Annotated in this window: 19 protein-coding genes; 12 read left to right on the top strand and 7 right to left on the bottom strand. The window is 22.9% G+C overall.

Going from position 1 to position 24,083, the window contains the following annotated elements; genetic code table 11:
* Positions 1–76: 76 nt before the first annotated feature.
* From HNP63_RS07120 to HNP63_RS05325, 5 genes are all read left to right on the top strand, one after another.
* Positions 77–163 (top strand): hypothetical protein, encoded by an 87-nt coding sequence (locus HNP63_RS07120; protein WP_080563300.1) that lies wholly within the window; start codon positions 77–79, stop codon positions 161–163.
* Positions 164–362: 199 nt separating this feature from the next.
* A complete protein-coding gene (locus HNP63_RS05340) occupies positions 363–1,412 on the top strand; it encodes a plasmid maintenance protein (protein WP_183227416.1) in 1,050 nt (349 codons plus the stop codon).
* A complete protein-coding gene (locus HNP63_RS05335) occupies positions 1,405–1,995 on the top strand; it encodes a DUF226 domain-containing protein (RefSeq protein ID WP_183227414.1) in 591 nt (196 codons plus the stop codon). The genes HNP63_RS05340 and HNP63_RS05335 overlap by 8 nt, the downstream gene beginning before the upstream one ends.
* Entirely contained in the window at positions 1,968–2,705 is a 738-nt protein-coding gene (locus HNP63_RS05330; RefSeq protein WP_073999270.1) for a ParA family protein, read from the top strand. The genes HNP63_RS05335 and HNP63_RS05330 overlap by 28 nt, the downstream gene beginning before the upstream one ends.
* A 46-nt stretch (positions 2,706–2,751) precedes the next feature.
* Positions 2,752–3,390 (top strand): chromosome replication/partitioning protein, encoded by a 639-nt coding sequence (locus HNP63_RS05325; protein WP_183227412.1) that lies wholly within the window; start codon positions 2,752–2,754, stop codon positions 3,388–3,390.
* A gap of 1,424 nt (positions 3,391–4,814) precedes the next feature.
* On the opposite strand, the gene HNP63_RS05320 is transcribed toward HNP63_RS05325, so the two are convergent.
* Positions 4,815–5,570, bottom strand: coding sequence for a virulence associated lipoprotein (locus HNP63_RS05320; RefSeq protein WP_011703910.1), 756 nt, complete (start codon positions 5,568–5,570; stop codon positions 4,815–4,817).
* Between the two features lie 1,694 nt (positions 5,571–7,264).
* Between HNP63_RS05320 and HNP63_RS06905 the strand changes: the two genes are divergently transcribed.
* Positions 7,265–7,438, top strand: coding sequence for a hypothetical protein (locus HNP63_RS06905; protein ID WP_235685159.1), 174 nt, complete (start codon positions 7,265–7,267; stop codon positions 7,436–7,438).
* 231 nt (positions 7,439–7,669) lie between these two features.
* Positions 7,670–7,771: a hypothetical protein gene (locus tag HNP63_RS06900; RefSeq protein ID WP_325064418.1), complete on the top strand. Its 102-nt coding sequence runs from the start codon at positions 7,670–7,672 to the stop codon at positions 7,769–7,771.
* A 601-nt stretch (positions 7,772–8,372) separates the two neighbouring features.
* On the opposite strand, the gene HNP63_RS06895 is transcribed toward HNP63_RS06900, so the two are convergent.
* The 5 genes from HNP63_RS06895 to HNP63_RS05295 all read right to left on the bottom strand — a co-directional run bounded on the left by HNP63_RS06895 (position 8,373) and on the right by HNP63_RS05295 (position 14,113).
* Positions 8,373–8,708 carry a CRASP family complement regulator-acquiring lipoprotein gene (locus tag HNP63_RS06895; RefSeq protein ID WP_373477049.1) on the bottom strand — a complete coding sequence of 112 codons (336 nt, stop codon included), beginning with the start codon at positions 8,706–8,708 and terminating at the stop codon, positions 8,373–8,375.
* Between the two features lie 101 nt (positions 8,709–8,809).
* Complete coding sequence (locus HNP63_RS06890; RefSeq protein WP_235685158.1) at positions 8,810–9,037, bottom strand: hypothetical protein; 228 nt, start codon at positions 9,035–9,037, stop codon at positions 8,810–8,812.
* Between the two features lie 835 nt (positions 9,038–9,872).
* Entirely contained in the window at positions 9,873–10,109 is a 237-nt protein-coding gene (locus tag HNP63_RS05305) for a hypothetical protein (protein ID WP_183224288.1), read from the bottom strand.
* Between the two features lie 1,095 nt (positions 10,110–11,204).
* Positions 11,205–11,348 (bottom strand): hypothetical protein, encoded by a 144-nt coding sequence (locus tag HNP63_RS05300; protein ID WP_183227424.1) that lies wholly within the window; start codon positions 11,346–11,348, stop codon positions 11,205–11,207.
* Between the two features lie 1,688 nt (positions 11,349–13,036).
* On the bottom strand, positions 13,037–14,113 hold the full coding sequence (locus HNP63_RS05295; protein WP_183227410.1) for a hypothetical protein: 1,077 nt from the start codon (positions 14,111–14,113) through the stop codon (positions 13,037–13,039).
* A gap of 347 nt (positions 14,114–14,460) precedes the next feature.
* Between HNP63_RS05295 and HNP63_RS05290 the strand changes: the two genes are divergently transcribed.
* From HNP63_RS05290 to ade, 4 genes are all read left to right on the top strand, one after another.
* Positions 14,461–15,276: a 5'-methylthioadenosine/adenosylhomocysteine nucleosidase gene (locus tag HNP63_RS05290; protein WP_082197662.1), complete on the top strand. Its 816-nt coding sequence runs from the start codon at positions 14,461–14,463 to the stop codon at positions 15,274–15,276.
* A 771-nt stretch (positions 15,277–16,047) separates the two neighbouring features.
* Positions 16,048–16,134, top strand: a complete 87-nt coding sequence (locus HNP63_RS07115; RefSeq protein WP_214646002.1) for a hypothetical protein — start codon at positions 16,048–16,050, stop codon at positions 16,132–16,134.
* A gap of 1,327 nt (positions 16,135–17,461) precedes the next feature.
* Entirely contained in the window at positions 17,462–18,208 is a 747-nt protein-coding gene (locus HNP63_RS05275; RefSeq protein WP_157868199.1) for a complement regulator-acquiring protein, read from the top strand.
* 584 nt (positions 18,209–18,792) lie between these two features.
* Positions 18,793–20,439, top strand: a complete 1,647-nt coding sequence (gene ade / locus HNP63_RS05270; protein WP_183227408.1) for an adenine deaminase — start codon at positions 18,793–18,795, stop codon at positions 20,437–20,439.
* Between the two features lie 896 nt (positions 20,440–21,335).
* Here the strand turns inward: ade and HNP63_RS05265 are convergent.
* Complete coding sequence (locus HNP63_RS05265; protein ID WP_183227406.1) at positions 21,336–22,031, bottom strand: SIMPL domain-containing protein; 696 nt, start codon at positions 22,029–22,031, stop codon at positions 21,336–21,338.
* 370 nt (positions 22,032–22,401) lie between these two features.
* Here HNP63_RS05265 and HNP63_RS05260 point away from each other — a divergent pair, with 370 nt between their 5' ends.
* The gene (locus HNP63_RS05260; protein WP_044052056.1) at positions 22,402–23,100 is read left to right on the top strand and encodes a VUT family protein; all 699 of its coding nucleotides are present in this window, start codon (positions 22,402–22,404) and stop codon (positions 23,098–23,100) included.
* The last annotated feature ends 983 nt before the right edge of the window (positions 23,101–24,083 follow it).

Here is a 24,083-nt window from a genome sequence, read left to right as displayed (position 1 = left end):
CTTATAAAAAAAATATTCTACTTATTGAAATAAGTATTATTGGAAACCTTATTTTTGGTCGCCTAGATATTGTCTTATTCCTACTAAAGGAGCATCTATTAACGTTATTAAAAGGTATATTCAGAATCAAAATAAATCTATTTATAACAAAGAAAAAACTTAACATCCAATGCAAAGCTCAAACTATTTATAGACCATTGAATTTCACGATAAATAGTAATAAAAATAAAAAAGCATTAGGAGATAGTACTTTTTAAAGTACAGCATCTATAAATAATAAAAAATATTGAAAATAAGGGTTGAAATTTTAAAATATTTTATACATAATAATGTTTATTAATACGGGCAAATAGGAGACTAAGATGGCACTAAATTCACTTGACCATAATAAAGCTAACACTAATAAGTCTAATAAACTACTTTTAAAAGACTCTAGACTAAAAAAGGTGATTTCAGTAATTAATTACTTAAATAAAAGTTTTGAAGAAAAATATACTGCTTCAATACATAGAATTCATTTTAATTCTGAAAAATTAAAAGCACTCCATCCTCATCATCAAGGAGACATACTTAGGGTTCTAAACTCAAATATAAACAAAGAAAGTTATAAACCAACCGTGATAAGAACTTTAAGAGAAGACTTAAGATTTTTAATTCGTATAAAAGCAATTGAAAAAAGAATACTAACATTCTCAAATAACCTGGGAAAGTTTAAAGGAAAGCTGTGTATATATAAGGTATCACCTATTGCATATAAATTAATAGATGCTTATTTTAGTAGCACTAAAGCAGCCCTTTATAAGAAAGTAAAAAAAGAAAAAGATAATTTTGTCACTGAAAATGTCACTGAAAATGTCACTGAAAATGTCACTGAAAATGTCACTGAAAATGTCACTGAAAATGTCACTGAAAATGTCACTGAAAATGTCACTGTATATATAACACCTTATAATAATATATATAATAAGAATTCTATTAAATCTATTTTAAAAAAAAATTCTAATAAAAAAGAATTAAACAAACCTATTTTAGAAAAAAAATTGAAATTATCTAAAGAAATAACTAAGGAGATAAAAAGCATAATAAAACATACTAAAAATCCAGAGAAAACTTATAAAAACACACTTTTTAATTACAAGGATTTCTTTAGCTATTTATCATATGATTATAAAAAAGAAGATATTTTATTTTTCTTTTTAAGCAAACTTAAAGAATATAAAAACAAAATTCACTTTATGAGACAATATGCTCCCTATAAAACAGATTTCTATTTGCTTGTAGGGGAATTTAAAGATTCATACAGTTCTAAATGGAAGATAAATAATAAAAAAACTAATTTCAGTGGAAATGCAAAGCATATAGCAAGTAACATTTTAAATAGAATTTTAAAAAAGGAGCTTAAATTTGAGTAATTTACTAGAAAAACTAAAATCAAAAAAAAAGGAAATAATAAATAAAAAAGAAATAGAATATAATGAAAATATAAATAAGGAAGAGAAAGAAAAAACTGCTTTTTTTAGAATTGAAGAAATTGATAATAAAAAAATATATTATACAAAACTTTTTAAACATTTAATAAAATTTAGAATTACCAATAAAGATCATAAATTAAGTTTAATTTTTCAGAAACTTAACAATAAAAAAAATTATTATTTATTTAATCTTTTCCCCTTAAAAGAAGATAATAAATTTTTAGGAATAAAATATGGATGGGACAAATTAGAAAAGCCTTTCTTTTTAAAAAAAGACAATAAATCTTATGTGATAAAAAAACTTTATTATTTGGAATTTAAATTCAGCAAGGGTTCTATTAAGTGCTATATTCAGTCTCTTAGAACACTATTAAGGAAAAAAGATAAAGAAAATACCAAATATTACAAATTTAATTTAGAACATATAAAGAAAATGGAAAACACAGTATATAAGTTTTACAGCAAAAAGCTAAAAGATACAGGAGTGATATATAAATGGATAGAAAAAAATCAAATATCATAACAATAGCAAATCTTAAAGGAGGTGTCGGAAAAAGCACATTATCAATACTTTTTTCCTATATATTAAAAGATTTAGGTAAAAAAGTATTACTTATTGATATGGATTCACAAAACGCATTAACTTCATATTTTAAAAAATATGTTTTTAATTTTGATAAAAATAATATTTATAATTTATTAATAGGCAATGCTTATTTTGATCAATGCGTAAACAAAATTAATGATTATATTTCTATAATTCCATCACATCCTTCTCTTGATGAATTTAATTATGAAAATATGGATAATAAAGAAAATTTATTAAGTTTTTGTTTAGATAAAAACATTTTAAGTCACAATTATGATTATATTTTATTTGATACACCCCCCAGTTTTAGTTTTATCTTAAAAAATGCATTAAATGCTACTAATCATATTGTCATTCCGGTTCAACCTGAAACATGGTCAATAGAAAGTTTAGAAATACTAATACAAAAAATTATAAACAAAAGATATGATATTTCAATTGTTGTAAATCAATTTATTAAAAATAGAAATATCCTTAAGGAGGTTGAAGATGCTTTATATAAACGATATAGTAATTATATAAAAGGCAAAATTCATTATTATAATAGCATAAAAGTTTTTATAATTAATCGTTTAGAACCAGATTTTAAGAGTAAATATTATAAAGAAGCAAAAAATGTATTAAAAAATATCTTAAGTTTGTAACATTTTTTTATATTCCCCCGGGGGAATATAAAGCAGGGAGCCTGAAATGAAAATAAAAGCTAAAAAAGATAAAGAAGAATTATTTAGTAATCGTTTTGGAAATTATAACGAAGAGGCAGATTTAAATGCCGATCAAGACAAGGAATTAATAAATTATAATAATCTAAAAGAACAGCTTAAATATAACCTAAAAGATGATATTAATAATAAAATTCAAAGAATGAAAATATTATATGAAATTAAACAAAAAGAATTATATAAATATGATGGTTTTGCTAGGTTTAATGATTTTATAAAATCTTTCGAAGTTGCAAAAAGTCAAGCCTATAGATATTTAAAAATTTATCAAAAAGTTTTAGAAGGCAAAGTATCTATTGATAAAATAAAGGAAGTGGGCTTTAAAGCTATATTAAGAGATATAGAAGGTAGAAATTTTTTAGACAAAGACACATACAGTGAGTCTAAAGATATTGATGAAAGCATTCCTATTAGAATTTTAGTAAAAGATAAAGAAATATATAATTTTTGTAAACAAGATACTAAAAGATTGTATTTTATTATTGAAAAAATTTATAAAGACAAGAAAGAGATTTTATCTGAGCTTATAATCGAATATGAAAAACATAAAAAAATAAAAAACATAAAAAACATAAAAAACATAAAAAACAAACTTATTGATTTATAAGACATATTATGGTATTATTCAATTAGGTTGGGGAGTTAGTTTCCCATCCTATTTGTTCGTTATAAACGGAACTGCCCATATAGGGCTTTTTTGCTATGTATAATCTCAATCTAAAATATTTATTAACTCTAAACTTTATTTTGTGAACTGTTTTTCTAATGGGTTTGAGCTTGTTACCCAATTTAATGCCGAAAAGATATCTATAAAAGGATTTTTTAATGCTAAAATCTCTTTCTTAATAAAGAATTCTCCATTTAAATACTATAGAAATTATAGATGAGAGAATTTTCTCTGCTGGGTTTTTATTGAAAATTTCACCAAGGTGTTTTTTGTTAATCAATAGAGAGCTTTAATCTCTCGTTTAATAAATTTGGATATTTAGAAAATATTGGCTTAATAGTTTTGTTAAATAGATTTGGACTTGATGTAATTTTATATGTTCTATTTTATTAATTTGTCTCTTTTTTATAGTAAGATATGCAAGCATTATGGCTATATTTATTCTTTTTATAAAGAATCTTAAAAAAATTTGTTAAGTTATTATAAAATTCTCAAAATTATGTAGATTATATCAATAGATAAATAATAGGATTTGGGTTAATTAAAAAATAGACTTCATAAGGATCTAGATATATTAATGCTTTCCGCTAATTAATAATTATTATTAATATGATAGGTATATCTAAACTATGATAAAGTTTTAAACCGAATAGATAAAAAACATAAGAATACCTAAGACTTTTAAGATCTTTAATTAAATTATTATATTTATCTTTCATGATTCATAAATTACCATATGTTATCCATATAACATAATTTACAAGGCCTACCATAAATTTCAAGCTTTGATGAAATAAAAAAATATATTTAAAATACTTATACCTTTTTTCACAAAATTATTTTCACTTTAGGTGAATTTTAAAGTCTTACTCTAGTAGTTTCATGTTAAAAATTCATAAAATATTTTTTATTATATCAAAAAAAAGAGTTAACTTAATTAAATTAATAAGTCTTAATTCTAAAAAGATGAAAATATATTAGTGTAATTAAAGAAATAATTTTTATTAAAAAATGAAACAATATCTTATTTATAATTTAATTGTTAAAACTTTTAAATTTAGAGGGGATGTGAATTGTGAATATTATCATGAATCCATATAAAATAGCAATAAGTGCGCAATCTTAATAATCTTTATTAAGATTGTAATATTTTATATTTATTTATATAGCAAATAAATTGATTTTTGGTTTTTAAATATACTTTTCATGATTCTTATAGAAACTTCTCTAGTAGAAATAAGATAAGAATTTCTAGTCTAAAACAGATTGTCAATATTACCTACTTTAGTAGATAATATGTTTTTTATATAAACCCCCAATATACTGTTTTTTAATTTCCACTAAATTAAAAGGGCATTAAGAGTCTATATTGATAATATGACTTGTTGTAGTGTTTCTACTTCTGTAGTTTGTTCTTTGAATTGATTATGAAGTGTGTTTACATGAGATTTAAGCATATTGATATCTGTTTTTATAAGATTTTCATCATTTTTATAATCTAATAAAAGTTGTTTTGACATCTCTGAGACAATTTTTATTGTAGATAATAGTTTTTCAAATGAATTTTTAAGTTTCTCTAAATCCGAAGCATCTAGTTTATCTAGAGTTTCTTTTTTGGAGTATAAGTAATCAGTTACTATGTCAAGAGCCTGCCCAAAGCCACTAAAGAGATTATATATGTTATCTTTTGTTGACAGCTTTATAATATTTGCAAATTCCTTAAATTCCTTAGTGTCAATAGAACTTAAAATGGTATAAGTGTGTCTTCTATACTTTATAGATCTGGCGGTATTGGAGGATACCTTTTCTGTATTTTTTCCCCAACTAAACTTGTCAAAATCCATTCCGTATTGGTCAGAAGGTTCTTCCCCCATCATTTTTATATACTTTTCTTTCTGTGTGTTAGCTAGTTCAATTAAATTTTTTAAACTATTAAGTAGTGTATTTTTTATTTTTTTATTTAGATCTTCTTCTTGGTTAGAGCTTACTTCTGTGCTAAGTTTTAATTCCTTTTTGTTGGGCAGATTTTTAGTGTCTTTTTGATTAGTGTTGAAATTTGGGTTGCAAGCATATAAAAAAAGAAAAACAAATATACTTATTATAATTACATAGTATTTCATAAACATTCTCCTTGAATATAATTTAGACTTCAGTATAATAATATAATTAATTTAATTCAATATATAATTTAATATTAAGTCAATTAAAATATATTATTTAAATAATTATAATAATATATTTATTATAATAAACATTATAGTATTTTGAGTTTTTAAAAAATCTATTTTATACATTCTTGATTGGTTTTTGCCAAATTTGGTTATTTCAATAATAGTATGTTTCATCTATAAATAGATTTTTAACACCTGTTGTTTTGGAAGTTAAAATCTTTAAATTTATAAAGACTTTGTAAAGTATTTAGAGTATTTATGGGGAGGTTTTATAAAGTAAGTAAGATTGTTCATATGGGTGTTGTTATCATCTATACCTTTTTTTGTTATTTTCTTTTTAAATGTAATATTGCAAAAAATAGGAATAGCCTATGTACTTGTTTATAAAGTAGTTTATTTGTTGATATCGTTTTGTTTTTATGAAATTATAAATTACAAAAATTTTAAATGCTATCTTTAACAAATTGGCTTAGTTAAAAAAATATATTTTTATAAAGAATAAAAGAACTATTTTGATCTATTATATAGTAGCTTTCTTAGAAAGCATAGAAAATAAAAATGTTAAAAAAGGTATTAAAATAATTTTTCTCTTAAAAAGAAAAAATAGGTATTAATCCTATTTTTATAAATAATCATGAAATTCACTTTGTATTTGAGTAAATGGCTGTTATTTGTTTTATGATTTTGCTTTTTTTATATATGCATTTTTTATATTAATTCTTACTTATTTGTGTTTTTAAAAATACAAAATTGACATAATTGCTTGCTAGCATCTATCAAAGCCTTAAAAAATTAATAAAAAAGGTGGTTTAGATTGTGGTACATTTTTTAATACTGTCGTGCTTAATGGTCAAAATCAACTTTTTATTCAATAGATTCTATAAGCAATAAATGTAGATATCAAATAAAAAAAATTCTATAAAGCAATTAATATGACATGGATATAGGAGGATTTTGATTTTTCTTTTTAAAAAGACTTTAATTAACCTAGTAATCGCGGTTTTCTCTAAAGAAAACGACACATAATTTTCTTAGAAGTAGCTTAAATATAATTTAATAATTAAAAAATAATGAGTGTTAAAATAGCTTATATATACAGAATATATCTTAACACTAATTTTTAAAAAAATACTTTTGAAAAGTATTTAGATGTATAATATTTATATAACAAAATATTAAGTTATAAAATAGATTATTATAAAACAATAAGCAAAGTTTTATTAATTATCTAAGTGAATATAAAGAAGAGTTTCTATTATTAAGAGAAGTTGATGGTTTGGCTCTTTGTAATTCTCAAATTAATTTAAACTTCGTATATAATAATTTTTCAGAGAAATTAAAAAAGGGGATAGCATATAAGGAATTTCTAAATATAAAATCAAGAAAAATAGGCAAACTTTTAGAACTAATCATTTTTAAAAATAAACAAGAATAGAAAATGACTATATAAAGCTCCCTAAAATAGAATTTGTAAAGTTATGTCTACTGGAGTATCAAGAATTAAGGAATTATTAGAAATGTAGTAGAAAAAGATACTAATAATAAATTATATTTTAGTAGTAGTTGAGTGCGTAGATATTGAAAATAACAATAAAATTAAAGAGAATAAAAAAGAAGTTAGTTGGTATTGATATTAGTATGGTTTGCTTTTAGTAAGTGGTGGAATTGAGAGAACCAATCATCTTAAATTTTTATTTAAAAATAAAAATAAACTTGGGAAATACCAAAGAAAACTATCAAAAAAACAAGAAGTGGCTATCAATAAAGCTAAATCTAGATTAAGAATTGTCAATTTACATGATAAAGTTTCAAATTAAAGAAAAGACCTTTTACATAAATTATCTACTACTTTGTAGTTAATTATAAAAACATAATAATGGAAAACTCATCAACTGAAGGTATGAAAAAAAAGGAATGTTTGGGAAAAGCATTAATGATTTAGGATGGCATGAATGTGTAAGTCGATTATCATGTAAATCAAGGCGGAGTGGATCCTATTTGCATAAAGTAGATATTTCCTATCAAGTAAACTATGTAACAATTATGGTATTAAAAATATACCTCTAAAATTAAGGGATGCTAGATGGATTTGCAGTAGTTGTAGTACTTTGCATGATAGAGATATTAAATGTAGTAGGGTTAAATTTTAAGGCTTATTATCATAAAGAAATAAAAACCAAGGCAGGAATCTCCATAAATAAAGCTTGTAGATTATGCTTTAGTAGTAGATGCCTGCTCTTAAAAAAGAGCCCAAAAAGCTATTATAAGATAAAACAAGAAGCTATTTTTATAATCTTTGATTTTTATATATAAAAATAAATAACTCGCCCTTTAATACCGGTTTAACCTTTCTAAAATTATCAGTAAAGTTTCTTATTTTAAGGAAATCGCGTTTTAGTTAATTTTAATATTAAAATATTTGTTTTTGTATTTTTGCTTTTAAAGGGTTAAGTGTTTATTAATTTTTAATTAATATCAATCATAAATTATTCTTCTATTGTTTATGGAATTGAATTATAAATACTTTTAATTCAAGTAGTAATCAGTGTTATGTTTGATTTTTTTATTTATTTGTATTAAATATCTTTCCTATATATGGGGATTTAATTTTGTTTTAATGTGCAAATCCAAATGCCATTAGTATTTATCGGTCTATTCTAGATTTTACCTTATAAAACAGCTTTACCACCACAATTATCACAAAAATTTATCAGTGTTAACTATAAAAATAATAAACTTTTTAAATAAATTTTAATTTGTAATGTCGGGAATGGGTATTAATAATATGGCTGTTTTCAGATTATTAACCCCTTTTCTTTTCTCATTAAATTGATTCAATTTTGCACCCAAATAGGTTTCTAGTTTAGAATCTTCTGTTTTTATAGAATTTTCATCTTTCTGATAATCTAATAAAATTTGTTTTATTTTTTTTGAAAAAATTTTCCTTATAGAGAATAATTGTTCAAGGGAATTTTTAATCATTTTTAAATCTGAAATTTTTGCCTTATCTAAAACATCTTTTTTCAAAGATAGGTGATTAATTATCTGTTCTAGGTTAAGTTCTAAAATTGTTATGCTATTTAGCACTTTAGCCGGTGATTGTAGGTTTGGTTTATGAAATATTGTTACAAAGTTATCGAGTTTAATATTCGTTAAAAAAGTATTTATAAAATTAAAGGCCCTTACATCTATTGTAAAAGCTTTTTCATCACTTTCGCTTGAATATCTACAGTTTTTTGACTCTCTGGTTCAATTATTGGCATTTCGTTTTTATTTAAGGGTATTTTACTTATCTCTATTAAATTTTTGATTTCATTAATATTTGCATTTTTTGTTTCATTGATATGTTTTTTTATTGCTGTTTCAATATCATGATTGGTACTACAGCTGTTTAAAAGTAAAAAACACACATACATAAAATTATGTTGTTTTTCATGAAAATATTCTCCTTAATTGGCATATAATAAGTGTATAATTATATTAGGGAATATATAACGTAATAATGTATTTTTATTCTCATAAAAAAATCTTATTGTTCTTTCAATTTCTTTTAAACCCCTTAATATTTTTGAACTTTTCTAAATTTTAAAATATTTTTTAAGCTTTTCTAAAAACCCTATCTAAAAAAGAGCGTGCCCATTTTGTATTACTAGGACTAAGTTTGCATTGCTTTATCTTTTGTACTAATAAACATTAATTAAATCTTGTATATTTCTATACTATTTTTTAATTTTTATTCTTATTTACCAGAAATTAATCTATTAGTGTCAATATTAAATATTCTCATCTTTAATTTAAATATCTCGGTTCAACGTATTTTAAGTTCAGGTTTCTTAGCAAGAATGCAATAATAAATGATAATGATATGATAGACATCATAATATATGTTTATACTTTACTACTGTTGGAATATTTACCAGTCTATTGTTCAAATTAAGCCTTTCTAAAAATCCCTTAAATTTTTTATAATCATTAAATTTATAAAATCTTTATATTCTTTTTATATAAAATTTACATCAATTTTATTATTTATGGCACTTAAAGTAGTTTTTCGCAACTGATTTTGATAATTTCCATATTCTATTTATTATCTTTATTTATTATTCCCAAATTAATTAATACCAACTTTTTTACTATTAAATAGGCTCTTTTTTCTTTTTTAAAGTTTGTATAAGCGCTTTTATTCATATTTTATAATTATCCTTTATTATAATATTTTTATTTTTCCCTTTAGTTGGATCTAGAGCTCCATTAAGGCTCCAAGATATGGTTTTTTTGGTATCTTTTTTCGACAAATTTATTTGAAAATTCTTTTATTTTTTTCATTTCTTCTTTTTTTATATATTCTAACCAATCTTCAAGCGTCTTATTTTTACCATGTAGTTTTCTAAACAATGAGTATTCTTTATCCCACTTAATAGTGGCATCTTCATATTCTTTTTTTACTATATGAATTTTCGGTATATGGGTTTTAGGGAACTTGATCATATTAACTCTTCCTAACATATAAAATTATTATAGTAGCTTGATTTTTTTAAATTTTATGGTTATCAGAAATAACCGATTATAAACATCCTATAAACAGGGTTGATTTTTACTTAACATATACACATATATATATGTTAAGTTTAAACTTGTAATGCAATTATTGCAAATAATTATTGATAGATTATTAATGTTTTTGATTTTTTATTCTAAAGTCTTATTTCAATATTTATTATAAATAGAAACTGCAGGGATATTTTTTAGAAATAATAGAGTCTAGTGATGATTAAAATTATATATTTTGAATGACTTTAATATTTATTATATTAAAAATATAGACCCCTTTTTATAGTGAGATTGTTTCCAACTAGCAACAGAATAATAACATTTTACATGAGAAAAAGGAGTTTCTATTGATCCTATTATAGTTCTTGATAAACTTGTAGAAGATAAGAATTTTGGTAAAACTTTAGGATATTTAGATATAGATGAATATATTAAGACATTATCAAAATACACCACAGTTGGATCTATAATAGAAGCATATGTTAAGACAAGATAAATTCGCCTATTTTATATTTTCTACATCATTTTTAAATAATCCAAAAACTTATTAATAACGCTTTTATATTCATGTATAAAATCCTTTTCAAAAGAAAAACTAGAATTACAGATATATTTTTATTTAAATATTCCCTCTCAGGTATAATACCCAAAAAATCACCTCTATTCTTTAATAAATTTAGAAACCCCTTGTTATGTATATTATTTTCTTAAATCTGGTTATAAGCAAACATAATAAGACCTTTAAACCTAATTTATTTAAAAAATAATCACATAAATTTAAACACTCAACTACCCATTCCTAAGTTATTATTGGAATAATAATATAATCGATACTAAATAATGCATTTTTTAGATATCACATTAAAACTATGTGCTGTATCCAAAATATTATATATTTATAATCATTAAAATTTGATTTTAATAATAAGTCCTTAAATTCTATTTCAATTTCATTAAGCATATGCAAATTTTTAAAATGGTTTAGTAATAATTCCTTTTCATTTGCCTAGCTTGAACTTTTAATTTGTATATTTAGATACCTTGAGTACTCTCTGATAATATAAAAAATATTAAGCTTGGAAAGCAATTAATTTTATCAAGACCTCTAAACCCACTTTCTATAAGATTATTTTCCGTAAAATTTCTATTTTGAAAATCAGGATCAACCTTTTTCAAGGTAGCACTTATATGCATTAAATTTTTATTTCTATAAGTTAGTTCAATTGAATTTGCTTTATTTTGTACATTATTAACAAGTGCCTCTAAATCTACTGATTTATCTATAGCGCATTCAATTATAGTGCTAGTAACACTAAGGGCTGCTCACCTTATACTGTATTTTCTTGTATTGTTAAATCGGGACAATTTTTTAATGATGAAAAATTTCTTTTGTTTATTTTTATTTAAAAAATAATACTTCAAATAAAATTTTTCATAAAATAAAATGTATTTAGGTGTTGAAAAAGATAAAAGATAGCGAATATTATAAATTAGATAGATATATAAGTTTTAATCTTTTTTCAAAGAAGTCGATTGGTTAATGAATTTTTAAAGAGGCTTAAAGAATTAAAAGAGGGTTTTGGCTATAAATACTTTTTTGAATTTTGCTATAAGTTGAAACCAAAATTTAAAAGCAATTTTTATAAATTATTAGCAGCGAGGTTAATAATCGTAATGGATACTTATAGGTCTAAATTCTTACTAGAAGCATTTATATTAACTTGATTTATAGTGTTGCTGCATAAGGTTCTAGTAATCATTCCCCACTTTATTTACAAGTTTGCTTCTTTTATTAATTGATTAAAAAGGAGTTTTTAAAAAAGAGATTAGATATCTTTGTATCTGATATTATTTTTTTGCTTAGATTATTTGTTAGCAATATTTTAAGGCTTTACTTCTTGATTTGGATAATCCTATTCTTGTAATATTTAGAACCCTCTTTACAATAAAAATCAAAAATAATAATAAATATATTTAAATTAATAAAACCTTGCAAAAGATAGATACCAATCTGACAAAAGAAAAATTCTGTAGTTTAGTAAAATAAATTCGTTGATCGAATTCATTATTCTAGATAACCCCTTGAATAATAAAATCAAATATAACGTGATTCACACAATATTTTTTTAGCCAATAAGCTTGTAATTACATTTATATCAAAAAAATTTTAAATTTGATTGGAAATTTTTTTCTTAAAAAGGAATATTGTAAAAATTTGTACAATTTAAAACTTTATATTAATTTTCACATCATAGCTAATCAATCAATTTAAGCATAGATTCTAAAACTATAAGCTCTACTATTAATACAAAGAAATAGTTGATTCAAGTAAATTATTGGCTTAAGAGTGAAAATTGTATTTCATTGTGGGGGGATTCACCCCATATTTTAAGATATATTAAAAGCAATGACAGCAATAAGATATAGGAATTTAATGGGAACAAGCGACTTTATAACTTTTTAAAGAGTTTTTTAATCAATGATAAATTAAGAGAACTTGTGGGTATTTGTTTGAAACAGACACATGTACTAATAATTATTTTTTAAATGACATATTGTATAAATTAACCCTCAAAAAATAGTTAATCGCTTATTGTCTGTAAAAGAGGCTTTGGATAATTTAAATTTAGAAAAGATTGAAAATTTGTTTAAAAATTATTACCTATAAAAAAATGTTCACAAAAAGTATAAAGGGCCTTTTATCTATTATTTTAAACTATAAAAATTAGAATATCTAAGCCACCTTTAACTTCCTTTCCAAATTGGCTTAATAAAAGACATAGATTTAACTTAAAATAAATCTATGTCTTTATCTTTTTAGAATATATTCAATAATACTTTATTATTCTTTAATGCTTTTCTAGCTATTTTTTTTCTAGCTGCTTTGCTTTATTTAAAACAGCTTCTACGGCCTCTCCAGAATCTATTGATTTTAATATGTCAAGCACACCTTGAGCATACTCTTTAGCTTTTTTAATTTTTTCAGAGTCCTCAATATCTACTACATTAGCCTTAGATCCCCCTACTATGCTTGATATCTTGCTTAAAATGCTGCCAAGTATTTTTCGAACTTCAAGATAAGGATTGTTAGTATTCTTATATAGAAGAACATAACGAGCTGACTCTTCATCACTAGCTATGTTTGAAAAGTTATTATCAAGTATTTTTTTTGACAAATCTGTATATTGAGTCATTTTTATTCGGGCTATTAATCTTATTATATCTTTTATATCATCTGCTTTTAAAATAAATTTATTATTTTCTTTCGTATTGATTTCAGATAATTTTGTGTTTAATTCCTCGGCATAAGAAGTAGACTTATTCAAAGTTTGTGAAAGCTTATAAGCATTTTCTTTAAAAATTTTATATTTCTTAAATATTTCTTGCATTTCTTGTGCTTGTTTATTGGTATATTCTTGATATGTATAGTTCTGGCTATTTAAATAATTCGTATTTGCATTATCATTGCTGTCTAAATTAGAATATAAGGAACTATCAGCACTTAATAAGTTATTATCACTGTCAATACTGCTGTAAGGTAAATTATAATTCCCGGCATTCCCTACCTCATAAGAATCGTTATCGGATAATTTAATTTGAGAATTCTTAAGCTCTACTAATTCTTTATCTATGCTAATAGCAATAGAGCTTGCTGTTTGAAAATCTATACCCCAATTAATTAATAATTGTGTAGCATCTTTTCCGTTTTCTTTCTTTAAAATAGAATAAAACACTTGACTTTTTTTAGACTTAGGAAATGCATTGAATATAGATTTTTCAGATCCACTTAAATATTTACAACCTAAATTATCCCAATAATCTTTTCCCGAACTAATAACACTACCTATTTTGTTTCCAGCATTTTCTTTTCGCAAATCACAACTTAATGAGAAAATAGATAACATTATAGATGTTGATGAAATAACAACTTTTTTGACCATAAATCTCCCCTCCTTAATTTCAAAAATTAAAAATAATTAAAATTTACTTATAATAAAAATTATTATAGTAATGTAAGCAAGTATACTACAAGAATCAATTAAATTTAAATTTTACGCTTAACTAAAAATTTTGTTTTACTATTGTAGACAATAATAAAACAAATAATGAAAGATTAGCGATGTATAATTATTGAAATTTTTCTAGTTTAAATTTTTACAATTTGAAAAATCTAATCCAACCAATGCAATATTATAAATAGTATAATATTGCAATACTATTTAAACTAATGAAAATATAGAAATATTAATTTATAAAATTAATAAAAAACATATATGGAGCTTTCTTTATGAAAATCAAAAATATAACAAACCTATTAATAATTTTTTTATCTATTGTTTTAAATATTTGGGGAAATGAGCCAAAAATAAATGAATCAGATGAAAATTCTCAAAGCAATATTTTAATAATATCAGCTACAAAAGCAGAAATAGCAGAAATAGATAAAATTATTCAAAATAAAAAATCTATTTCAATAGAAGAACATAGAAGAAAAAAAAAGATTACTATTGGGAAAGTGCTTAATCATAATATAATTGCCATAGCTACGGGAGTTGGAAAAATAAATACAGCTTTTTGGACAAGTTATATTATATCAAAATACAAAATTAGTCATATAATCAATGCTGGAGTTGCTAGTGGAATTTATAGCAATAAAAATAAATTCGTAAAAGTAGGAGATGTTATAATATCTACAGAAACAACAAATTACGATTTTAATTTGCATAGATTTGGCTATGAAATTGGACATATTCCGGAACACCCTAAAAAATTTAAAGCAAATACTGCTCTTATAAGGAAAGTTTCTAAGATAAAAATAAAAAATACAACCTCTTATTTGGGCTTAATAATTACTGGAGATCAATTCATTGACCATCAAAATTTTCAAGAAATTCCAGAAGAATTCGAAAATGCAATTGCAATAGACATGGAGAGCGCTGCAATGGCTCAAGTAGCATATAATTTTAAAATTCCTTTTATAATCATCCGGGGAATATCTGATATAGTAAATAATGAAAATAATTATGATGATTATAAAAAATTTTTAAAAAAAGCCTCTTCTAACTCAGCAAAAATAGTAGAAAACTTAATTAAATTAATGTAAATATATAAAGAGTACACTAATTATACAATTTTTGTCTTTTTATATCTTTGCATTATTTATTTTAATAAATATTATTAATGGTATTTCAATAATTGATGGCGGTCACAAAAAAATGGAATTTAAAAAATGGAATTTTTACAATAAAAATCATATAATAAGTTGAGAATTTAATTATGAACACAAAAACTATCCTCTTAAAATTGATTTGCTTTAGTATATTGCCAATATTGGCCCTTCTTATTGTTAATTTTCTTATTAAAAGACATTTCAATAAAAAATTTAATTTAAATAAAAGGAAGACAATAAATAGAAAAAGCTTTATAGATGGTAATACACGCTACAATAAAAAAAAATTCAATAGAAATAAATATAGATTAAAAAATTTAAATAGAAAAAAAATTAAAAATTTGGATTCAAAGTGACATTAAAAAATGTATTCTAGGCATTTTTATTTTGCAAATTTTAGTGTAAAAGGTCCATTTGGCAAAATGACTTTTGTTTTTAAAGTATTATTTTAAATCTACTAAATAATATTTTATTAATCTTTCTAACTTTTATTCTACTACATTAATGCAAATCATTTATTAGTCAAAAATTAATTGAGAGATTTATATTTTGCAATGTTGTGCTGCTAGCTTTTATTTCATTGTTATACCCAAATGTAGGAGTAACTATTGGAAAATAAGAACATAGTTAAAGTATTTTTTATGCTATTATTATTGTTTATAATGGCTTGTGAGGCATATGTAAACGAAAAAAACAATAGATTTATTGCTTTCAGATGTTTTAAAGCTTAATAATAAGGTTATTAATGACGAATTTAAAAATTATCAAGATAAAATAAATCAATTAAAATAAAGCTTTAAGAATATAGTAATACAGAGCTTGAAAAAAATTATTAGACTTACAAAGTCCCTTTTAATATAAATTAATAGCCAAACTAGAAGCTTTAAAAGTAGCTAAAAAGGTTATCCAAGATCTTAAAGATACTGAACATTATTGTAAAAGCAAGATGTACATACGATTTTTATTTTAAAATTACTTATAAATGGTTTTAAAATCCCCAGTCTTTCTTTCAATTAAAAATGCCTATTTATCCCTTATATTTCATTTTTAACTAGCATGAAAGAAAAAATCTAAAATTAAAATATAGATAAATTACTTTAAACAATTATTATCTTAGCTATGTATTGTAAAACAAAAAAAAGAAACCAATAAATAGCGTTGGTTTTGGATGTTTAAAATCTTTCTATTCTTGATGGAAGCACTCATGCTTATATCAACTATAGTTAAAAGATACCAGTAGTAATTGTTATTTTAAAGACCTCTATTTTGTTTTTAAAACTACAAGTAAAGTTGTAAAACCACTACTTCTTTTAGTTACTCCTGAATTTATACATATATTTCTCTAAATATGATAAAAGAACTATGCTAAATAAAATTTATAAAGGCTAAAAACTGTGTTGGCTAGTTGAATTCTTTTAGATTTAAAATTATTTTGTTTATTTCTTTTTATGCACCAATTGAATAGTGAATTACTTTAATAACTTTTTTAATATGTGCAATTTCGTCAATACTTAAAATTCTTCTTTTTTTAATTTTATATATTTTTTAATAATTTGATAATCATGAATTATATATTCATGTATTTCAAAAATTTATTTTGTATCTTCTTTGTATAAGATTTTTCTACAATTTTATTTTGATTTTCATTTTCCGTATAAACTTCAATATTATTTTAAAATTATTTTTGTAAACAACATAGAAATATTTAAAAATCTTGGTTTATTTGCAATAAGCATAATAATGCTTATTTATTGAAAGATATTCCACAATTATGTATAAATCTTCAAGGATTCATAAATCCTCATGGCGAGATATAAATACAGTCATAAATTTTTAAAATTATTGTTATTATAGAAAAATAAAAGTCAAAATAACTTCTAGAATTTGAAATTAAAATATCATTACTTTAGTGGTCAATCATTATTTCTTGAGAGTCTAAAAAGCTATTTCTATAATCTTTTGTAGAAATAGCATGCACTTATTTAGCCTTTCAAAATATTGAAAAAAAATCATTTTTAGATTATATTTTATTTTGTAATTATTTCAATTTTATACTTATAATAAGTTTATATTATGGCTTTACAGATTTATTGTAGAGCCATTTTAAGGGCTGTGTTTTATGAAAAAAATAATATTATTAATCAATATTTTTCTATTTATTTCATGCCAAGCTGATGTTTTAAAGAAAAATAAGATTATTAAGAGTCATAATGACAAAAAACAATCTAGGAAAGAACATGTGCAAGGAGAAAAGGATAGGCTTATATTTTTGATAAATAGTTTGGTAGAATTTAATAATAAAGCCATAGATAATTCTTTTGAAAAATTCAAAAGCGAGCCGTCTAATCAATATAATCTTCCTTTTAAAAATATTAGTTGGTCTGTGTTAAAAAAAACACTTGCTGATGATGTAGAACAATCTAAAATGGCTAGAAGATGTTTGTATGCAGTTTTAGATTACAATGAAAGTGAGTTGCAAGAATTAGGATTAATTTTAAATTCAAATGTATCTAGTATTAAGAATATCGCCAATAAAATAATGCAAAATGTAGGTATAGAATTTCAATTTAGATTTGAAGCAATAATGAGATTATTGCTTGCTAAAAAAAATAACTTAATATTATTAGATATTCCTAATCTTAAAAGGCTTAAAACTTGTCTCGAAGACTTTTTAGCCTTGAGAACAACTTTTAGGGGATGTGTTAAGCAATTATTAAATGATTATAGTAGCAATAAAGAATTCATAAAGTCTGAAAATAATAAATTGGGAGATTATTTAAATAAAACCTTTTCAAATATTATTTTAAGCATAAATAGAGATCCTATAAATCTAGAACAAGAAATTAGAAATATTATTGTTATTTAATTTTAAATTAAGGAGATTGAGATTCTTTCTTCTTTTTATTGGAAAAGCAATAAAATATCATTGTGACTAGTGTAATAAGTTATTAATTTTGTTTTATTGCTTAATTTTTCTAAAATCCCATCATTTAATTAAATATTCAATATAAATATCCTTTGTTTGTTAAATGTGCAAAAATTTATTAAAAATTTGCCGATATTCTAACATATAATCTTTGATAATATTAAAATTGCTAGTTATTTTTTGTTTAAATCTTTTTATTCGTTAATTGTGCCCCAAAAATTATCTTTGATTTCTATTATGTTTAGCAAATATCGGTGATTTTTGTTTCTTCTAAATCTAGTTGCAATTAAATATAAAGACTCTTTGTACTATAATTAAAGTTTTGAAAGATTTTAAATTATAGTGGAGATATGCTTTACACTATTATAGTGTGAAAAGAAATAAAAAATAAGATAAAAATTGTATGTAATTAAGTTTGTAGATCATGTTTAATAAATTTCCATTTTGATATATTTTATAATAATATATATATTTAAACATATAGAGTATTTTATGAACAAAAATTTTTTAAAAGAGGATAAGTAATGAATTTATTTAAAATTAAAGCCAATTATATCGACATCTTTAATAAAGAAATTTATCCAGCTAGTATAACGATTGAAAATGGTTATATTGTGAGCATAGAAAAAATTGATGCAACATTGGATGAGTATGTGTTGCCAGGATTTATCGATGCACATATACATATAGAGAGTTCTTTTCTTATACCATCAAACTTTGCGCATTTGGTAGTTCAACATGGTACTGTTGCGACAATAAGCGATCCTCATGAAATAGCAAATGTGAATGGTATTGACGGTATAAATTTTATGATAAATAATTCTAAAAAAACCGAGTTTAAAATTTTTTTTGGAGCTCCTTCTTGTGTGCCGGCTTTGTCTTCGAAATTTGAAACCTCAGGACATGTATTAGATGATCAAGATGTAGATAAATTAATGGAATCAAATGATATTTACTATTTGTCTGAAGTAATGGATTTTAAAGGAGTAATTAATAAGGATGTTGAAGTTATAAATAAAATAAATTCTGCATTAAAGCGCAATAAGGTTGTTGATGGGCATGCTCCTGGCTTGTCTCCCCATTTAACTTTAAAGTATATGTCTTCAGGTATTACTACTGATCATGAATGTTCAACAATAGAAGATGCAAGGTATAAATTATCTTTAGGTGTGAAAATCATAATTAGAGAAGGAAGTGCGGCTAAAAATTTTGAATCTTTGCATCCCTTGATTAGTGAATGTTCTAACAAATATTGTGATTCTTTAATGTTTTGTTTTGATGATGCACATCCAAATGACATACTACATGGACATATTAATTCAATAGTAGCTCGTGCAATAGGGTATGGGCACGACTTTTTTGATGTTTTAAAAATAGCATGTATTAATCCGGTTTTACACTATAAAATCCCAGTGGGGTTGTTAAGGATAGGAGATCCTGCTGATTTTATAATTACTAAAGATATTAAGACATTCAAAATAGATAAAACCTATATTAATGGCAAATTGGTTTATAGTGACGGCATATCGCATATTCCATTAATAAGTGAAATTCCTATAAACAATTTTAATTGTAGTGAAAAATCTATTTTAGATTTTAAATTTTCTACTAAAAATAAGATGATTCCGATAATCAATTGCATCAATAACCAAATTATTACGCAGAAAACTATGATTGATAGCAATTTATTGGCTCCAGATTTTCAATCTAATATTGCTGAAGATATCTTAAAGATAGCTATAATAAATCGATATGAAGACAATAGTAAAATTTCTATAGGATTTATAAAAAATTTTGGGATAAGAAAAGGTGCTATAGGGAGTACAGTTGCTCATGATTCTCACAATATTATAGTTGTTGGAACTAATGATGAATATTTATGTAAAGCAACAAATATAATTATTGAAAATAAGGGAGGTTTATGTGCTCTAAATAATGAAAAAACCATAATAATTAAACTTCCTATTTCTGGATTAATGAGCACTCTTCCAGCCAAAGAAATAGCTTTTCAATACATGAAATTAAATGATTTTTGTAAAAATATTTTAGGTTCTCAGCTTGATGATCCTTTAATGACTTTGTCTTTTATGTCTTTAACAGTAGTTCCGCATTTAAAAATAAATGATAAAGGATTGTTTGATGTTGACTCTTTTTGTTTTTTAGATTATTAATTTCAAATTATTATAAAAAAGTAGTAAAGGATTAAAAATTTAATTGGAGGGGTATAGAAAGAGCATAAAATTTTTCTGCTTATTGTTAAATTAGTTAAGAGTTGTTAGTTGTATATTCAAGGATGGTTTAGTGGGATTTTTTAAAAAATAGATTTCTATCAATCTATTTTAGCAATTAGCAGCTTTTTTATTTAAAAATTTATTATTTTTAAATTCTTTATGCTATACCCGAATTTTTATTATAAAATGATGATAATTTTTAAATTTCAATTATTTTAACATAATGAAGTATAGAAAGTGATTATATTTATTTTGTTATACTAAATAATAAAGTTTGTCATAAAATTTTAGATAAAGAGTGGTTTTGATTAATGTAATTGGGAAGGTAGTACCTTTATTTATTGCAGTTCTAAATCTTTTACTTGTTTTATTATTTTTTAATAATCGACTACAAATAACGAAAAGTTATTAATAAGTAAAATCCTAAAGCTGAATATTTCAAAGACCATTTAAATTTCCTATAAAAAGTTACTTTTATGTTAATAGCAATTTTGTGGCGTTGATTTTTCACACCAGTTTTTGCAAACTTAATTTCAGATTGATTTTTTAAAAATATTTTAAGTAAGAAAGAACATTTTAGGCAATTGAAATTTAAAAATTAAGATTAAAGTATTTCTAATTGTAAAAGTTGTGAATTAATATGACTCTAAATGAAGCTAAAATATATAAAAAATCAGAAAGTAAAGAAGTAATATGCAAAAGCTAAGCTTGTAAATTATACTATTGCTATATTGATGATACAGTTCTTAGAACTCAAAAACCTGCCATAGAATGAAGCTAGAAGCCATTTCTATAATTTTATTTAGAAAATAATAGTTCGCTTATAAAAAAAAATATCAATCCAAATAATAAGAAACGGTTGTAACTATCCTTAATATTTTTTTTGGATAACTCTCTTGGGGCCCTAAGCTTCTATCAATGGGAAGAAATTCAAAATGTCCTTGATTTGCATTTTTAATTTTTCCTAATTTTGAACTTGAATGTTTTGCAAATTCCAAAGCTGCTAATTTTGCATTTCTGATTGAATCTGCTAACATTTCGGGCTTTATATCATTAATATTGTCGAAGTAATATCTTGGTCCTCCACTATTACTAATCAATATGCCTTGATTATAAAGTTCAGTAATATTTTTTTCTGCGGCTTCCATTTTTTCAATATTTTTTGTATGAACACTTAAAGATATATATGCTCTATACTTATAAAGAGATTCTTTATAAGCCTCTTCATTAAATTCCATAAATCCCATTTTTATATGATCTTCACTAAATCCATGTTTTAAGAAAAAGTTTTTAATTTTAGACAAGCTTAAATTATTTGCTTTAATAATGTCATTAATAGTATTGCCAGTCAAATTATATCTAAGTTCCCAACTAGAAGATGTTGATAAAACTTCTCTTTCACTAAGACCCTTAACTGTAATATAATTTTCATTTTTAATACCAATGTTTTTTATTCCATGAGAAATTATAATTGATGACATAAATAAAAGTAATGAAAATAACAAGAAATATATTTCTTTTTTTCTAAACATAGATTACGTCCCCTAAAAGCAATAATAAATAATATATTAGAATTGATTTATTTAAATTTATTTTAACATATTTTTTAATAAAAGTTGAGAAAATAAATTCTTATATTTTAAACTATAAAATTTTGATATACAAAAATGTATTCGGATTTATTTTTAACTGAAGATTATAAATAATTTTTAATCTATCTATATTTATATTAAATTTAGTTAGAGATAGTTTTTAGTAAAACTATCTATTTATGTTTAAGATTTATTTTCGACAGTTTTTAAAGTTTTTGTAATTACATTGTAAATATATAATTCTTTTGTTTAAAATTATCAAAATATCAATTCAATATTGTATGCTAGTATTAATCTGATATAATTTATTATGGCCGATGACCTATTTGATCTGAGTTTATGTATGGAAATAGCACTTTTTATATACACAAGCTTAGGAATACTTTATCGATTTTTTGGGAAATTGGGTCTTTTTTGCTTTAATGTATTACTTTCAATAATATCATCTATTGTTATACTAAACAAATTAAAAGCATTCGAAATGTATTTAAATATATCAGGAATTATTTTTTTATCAACACTATTTTCTTTAAATTTAATAACAGAAAAATATAACAAGAAAGAAGCAATAGATTCGGCAATATTGTGTTTTTTATTAAAAATGACTTTTGCTATCATGATCCAATTTACATTAAGATTTAATCATAGCAAATCAGATCAACTAGGAATTCATTTGAAAATATTGTTTTATAATTTTGAATACATGGTAACAGTATTAATTGGAACATATTTGTTTTTTTTATTTCAATATATTAATATATTGCTATATTATTATTTTAAAATCAAGATGAAATCTTTATGGATAATTCATCCTCTATCAAGGCTAATTTCTGGATTATTGGCTGGTTTAACGAGTTATATATCTATAAACGGATTATTAAAATTTTATCCTGAAGTAAGGGCAAAAGGACTTACAAATGGATCCCTAACTCTTACATTAATAATAATTACAATTGACACAATTTTTTATCTATTTTTAAATTCTTGGGAAAGAGTAGATGAAGTTTAAGAATTGATAAGATTTTAAATAGTTTTACAATATTCCTAATATTGTAATTTGCCTCGACTTATTAATTTATTTTCTCCATGATGGTTTTTAATTTTATTGTCCGTATAAACCATTTTTAATTTTAAAAATTAAAGGTCATTTTGAGAAAATAAATCTCATTATAGTTGTGTCAATTTTCTAATTTGTTTAAATTAGTTTTAAAAATATTTAATAAGCTAATTAATTATATATTATAAAGATTAAACTCAGGTTTTTGAATACACTTTTATAGTGTGTAATCCAAAAAAATAGTATGTTTCCCTAACATTTCTATTAATAAATTTTCATTTTTTTGTTTTACTTTGTTAATAAGTATGAATAAAATTCTCGAATGTTTATTTATGATTTTTTCGAATTGCCATCCCAATTTACATAGAAATATTATTACTAATGTCATATTATTTCTTGGCAAAAGACACTTAGAATTAATTCATATTTCCTTAATAAAAAAATTTAGTCAAATTCTTTTATTAAGGAAATTAAATAAATTAAATATATAAAATATCAAAAATATATTACTTTTAAAGTAATAATTACCATTATAATATTCTGTTTATAAAAGACAAGGTATATATAATATTTTAATATTATATATTTTGTAAATATTAAATTATCAAAGAATATATAAATGATTCAAGGATTCTTTGCTGTTCTTGTTATAAAATATATTATTCCGTTTATCCTTGTTAGGTTTTAAACCCAATTCTAGAGGTATCTTTTAGATTAAGTTTTTTCCCCATACCCCTTTATAAGGGTTTTTCCACAATAATTATTTACTGTAATTGTCTGATTTATGATATATATAATATATATATCATTTTTCAATAATTTGTTATCCTTCTAATAGCTTAATTAGAAGTTTAGCTATTAAGGGGGCAGCCTTTTAAAAAATTAATGTGGGGGCTGTCTCCATACTTTATACTAAATAATGATAATAGATATTA

Source organism: Borreliella afzelii, from assembly GCF_014202295.1.
GTDB lineage: Bacteria > Spirochaetota > Spirochaetia > Borreliales > Borreliaceae > Borreliella > Borreliella afzelii.
Note: the sequence above shows the minus strand (reverse complement) of the source record. Positions and strands in the feature narration are given on the sequence as shown.

Bases quoted from the DNA above. Each gene is read 5' to 3' on its own strand.
- ade (WP_183227408.1), top strand. From the start codon at position 18,793: ATGAATTTATTTAAAATTAAAGCCAATTATATCGACATCTTTAATAAA.
- HNP63_RS05260 (WP_044052056.1), top strand. From the start codon at position 22,402: ATGGCCGATGACCTATTTGATCTGAGTTTATGTATGGAAATAGCACTT.
- HNP63_RS05330 (WP_073999270.1), top strand. From the start codon at position 1,968: ATGGATAGAAAAAAATCAAATATCATAACAATAGCAAATCTTAAAGGA.
- HNP63_RS05340 (WP_183227416.1), top strand. From the start codon at position 363: ATGGCACTAAATTCACTTGACCATAATAAAGCTAACACTAATAAGTCT.
- HNP63_RS05295 (WP_183227410.1), bottom strand. From the start codon at position 14,113: ATGGTCAAAAAAGTTGTTATTTCATCAACATCTATAATGTTATCTATT.
- HNP63_RS05290 (WP_082197662.1), top strand. From the start codon at position 14,461: ATGAAAATCAAAAATATAACAAACCTATTAATAATTTTTTTATCTATT.
- HNP63_RS05305 (WP_183224288.1), bottom strand. From the start codon at position 10,109: ATGATCAAGTTCCCTAAAACCCATATACCGAAAATTCATATAGTAAAA.
- HNP63_RS05320 (WP_011703910.1), bottom strand. From the start codon at position 5,570: ATGAAATACTATGTAATTATAATAAGTATATTTGTTTTTCTTTTTTTA.
- HNP63_RS06890 (WP_235685158.1), bottom strand. From the start codon at position 9,037: ATGTATGTGTGTTTTTTACTTTTAAACAGCTGTAGTACCAATCATGAT.
- HNP63_RS05325 (WP_183227412.1), top strand. From the start codon at position 2,752: ATGAAAATAAAAGCTAAAAAAGATAAAGAAGAATTATTTAGTAATCGT.
- HNP63_RS05275 (WP_157868199.1), top strand. From the start codon at position 17,462: ATGAAAAAAATAATATTATTAATCAATATTTTTCTATTTATTTCATGC.
- HNP63_RS05265 (WP_183227406.1), bottom strand. From the start codon at position 22,031: ATGTTTAGAAAAAAAGAAATATATTTCTTGTTATTTTCATTACTTTTA.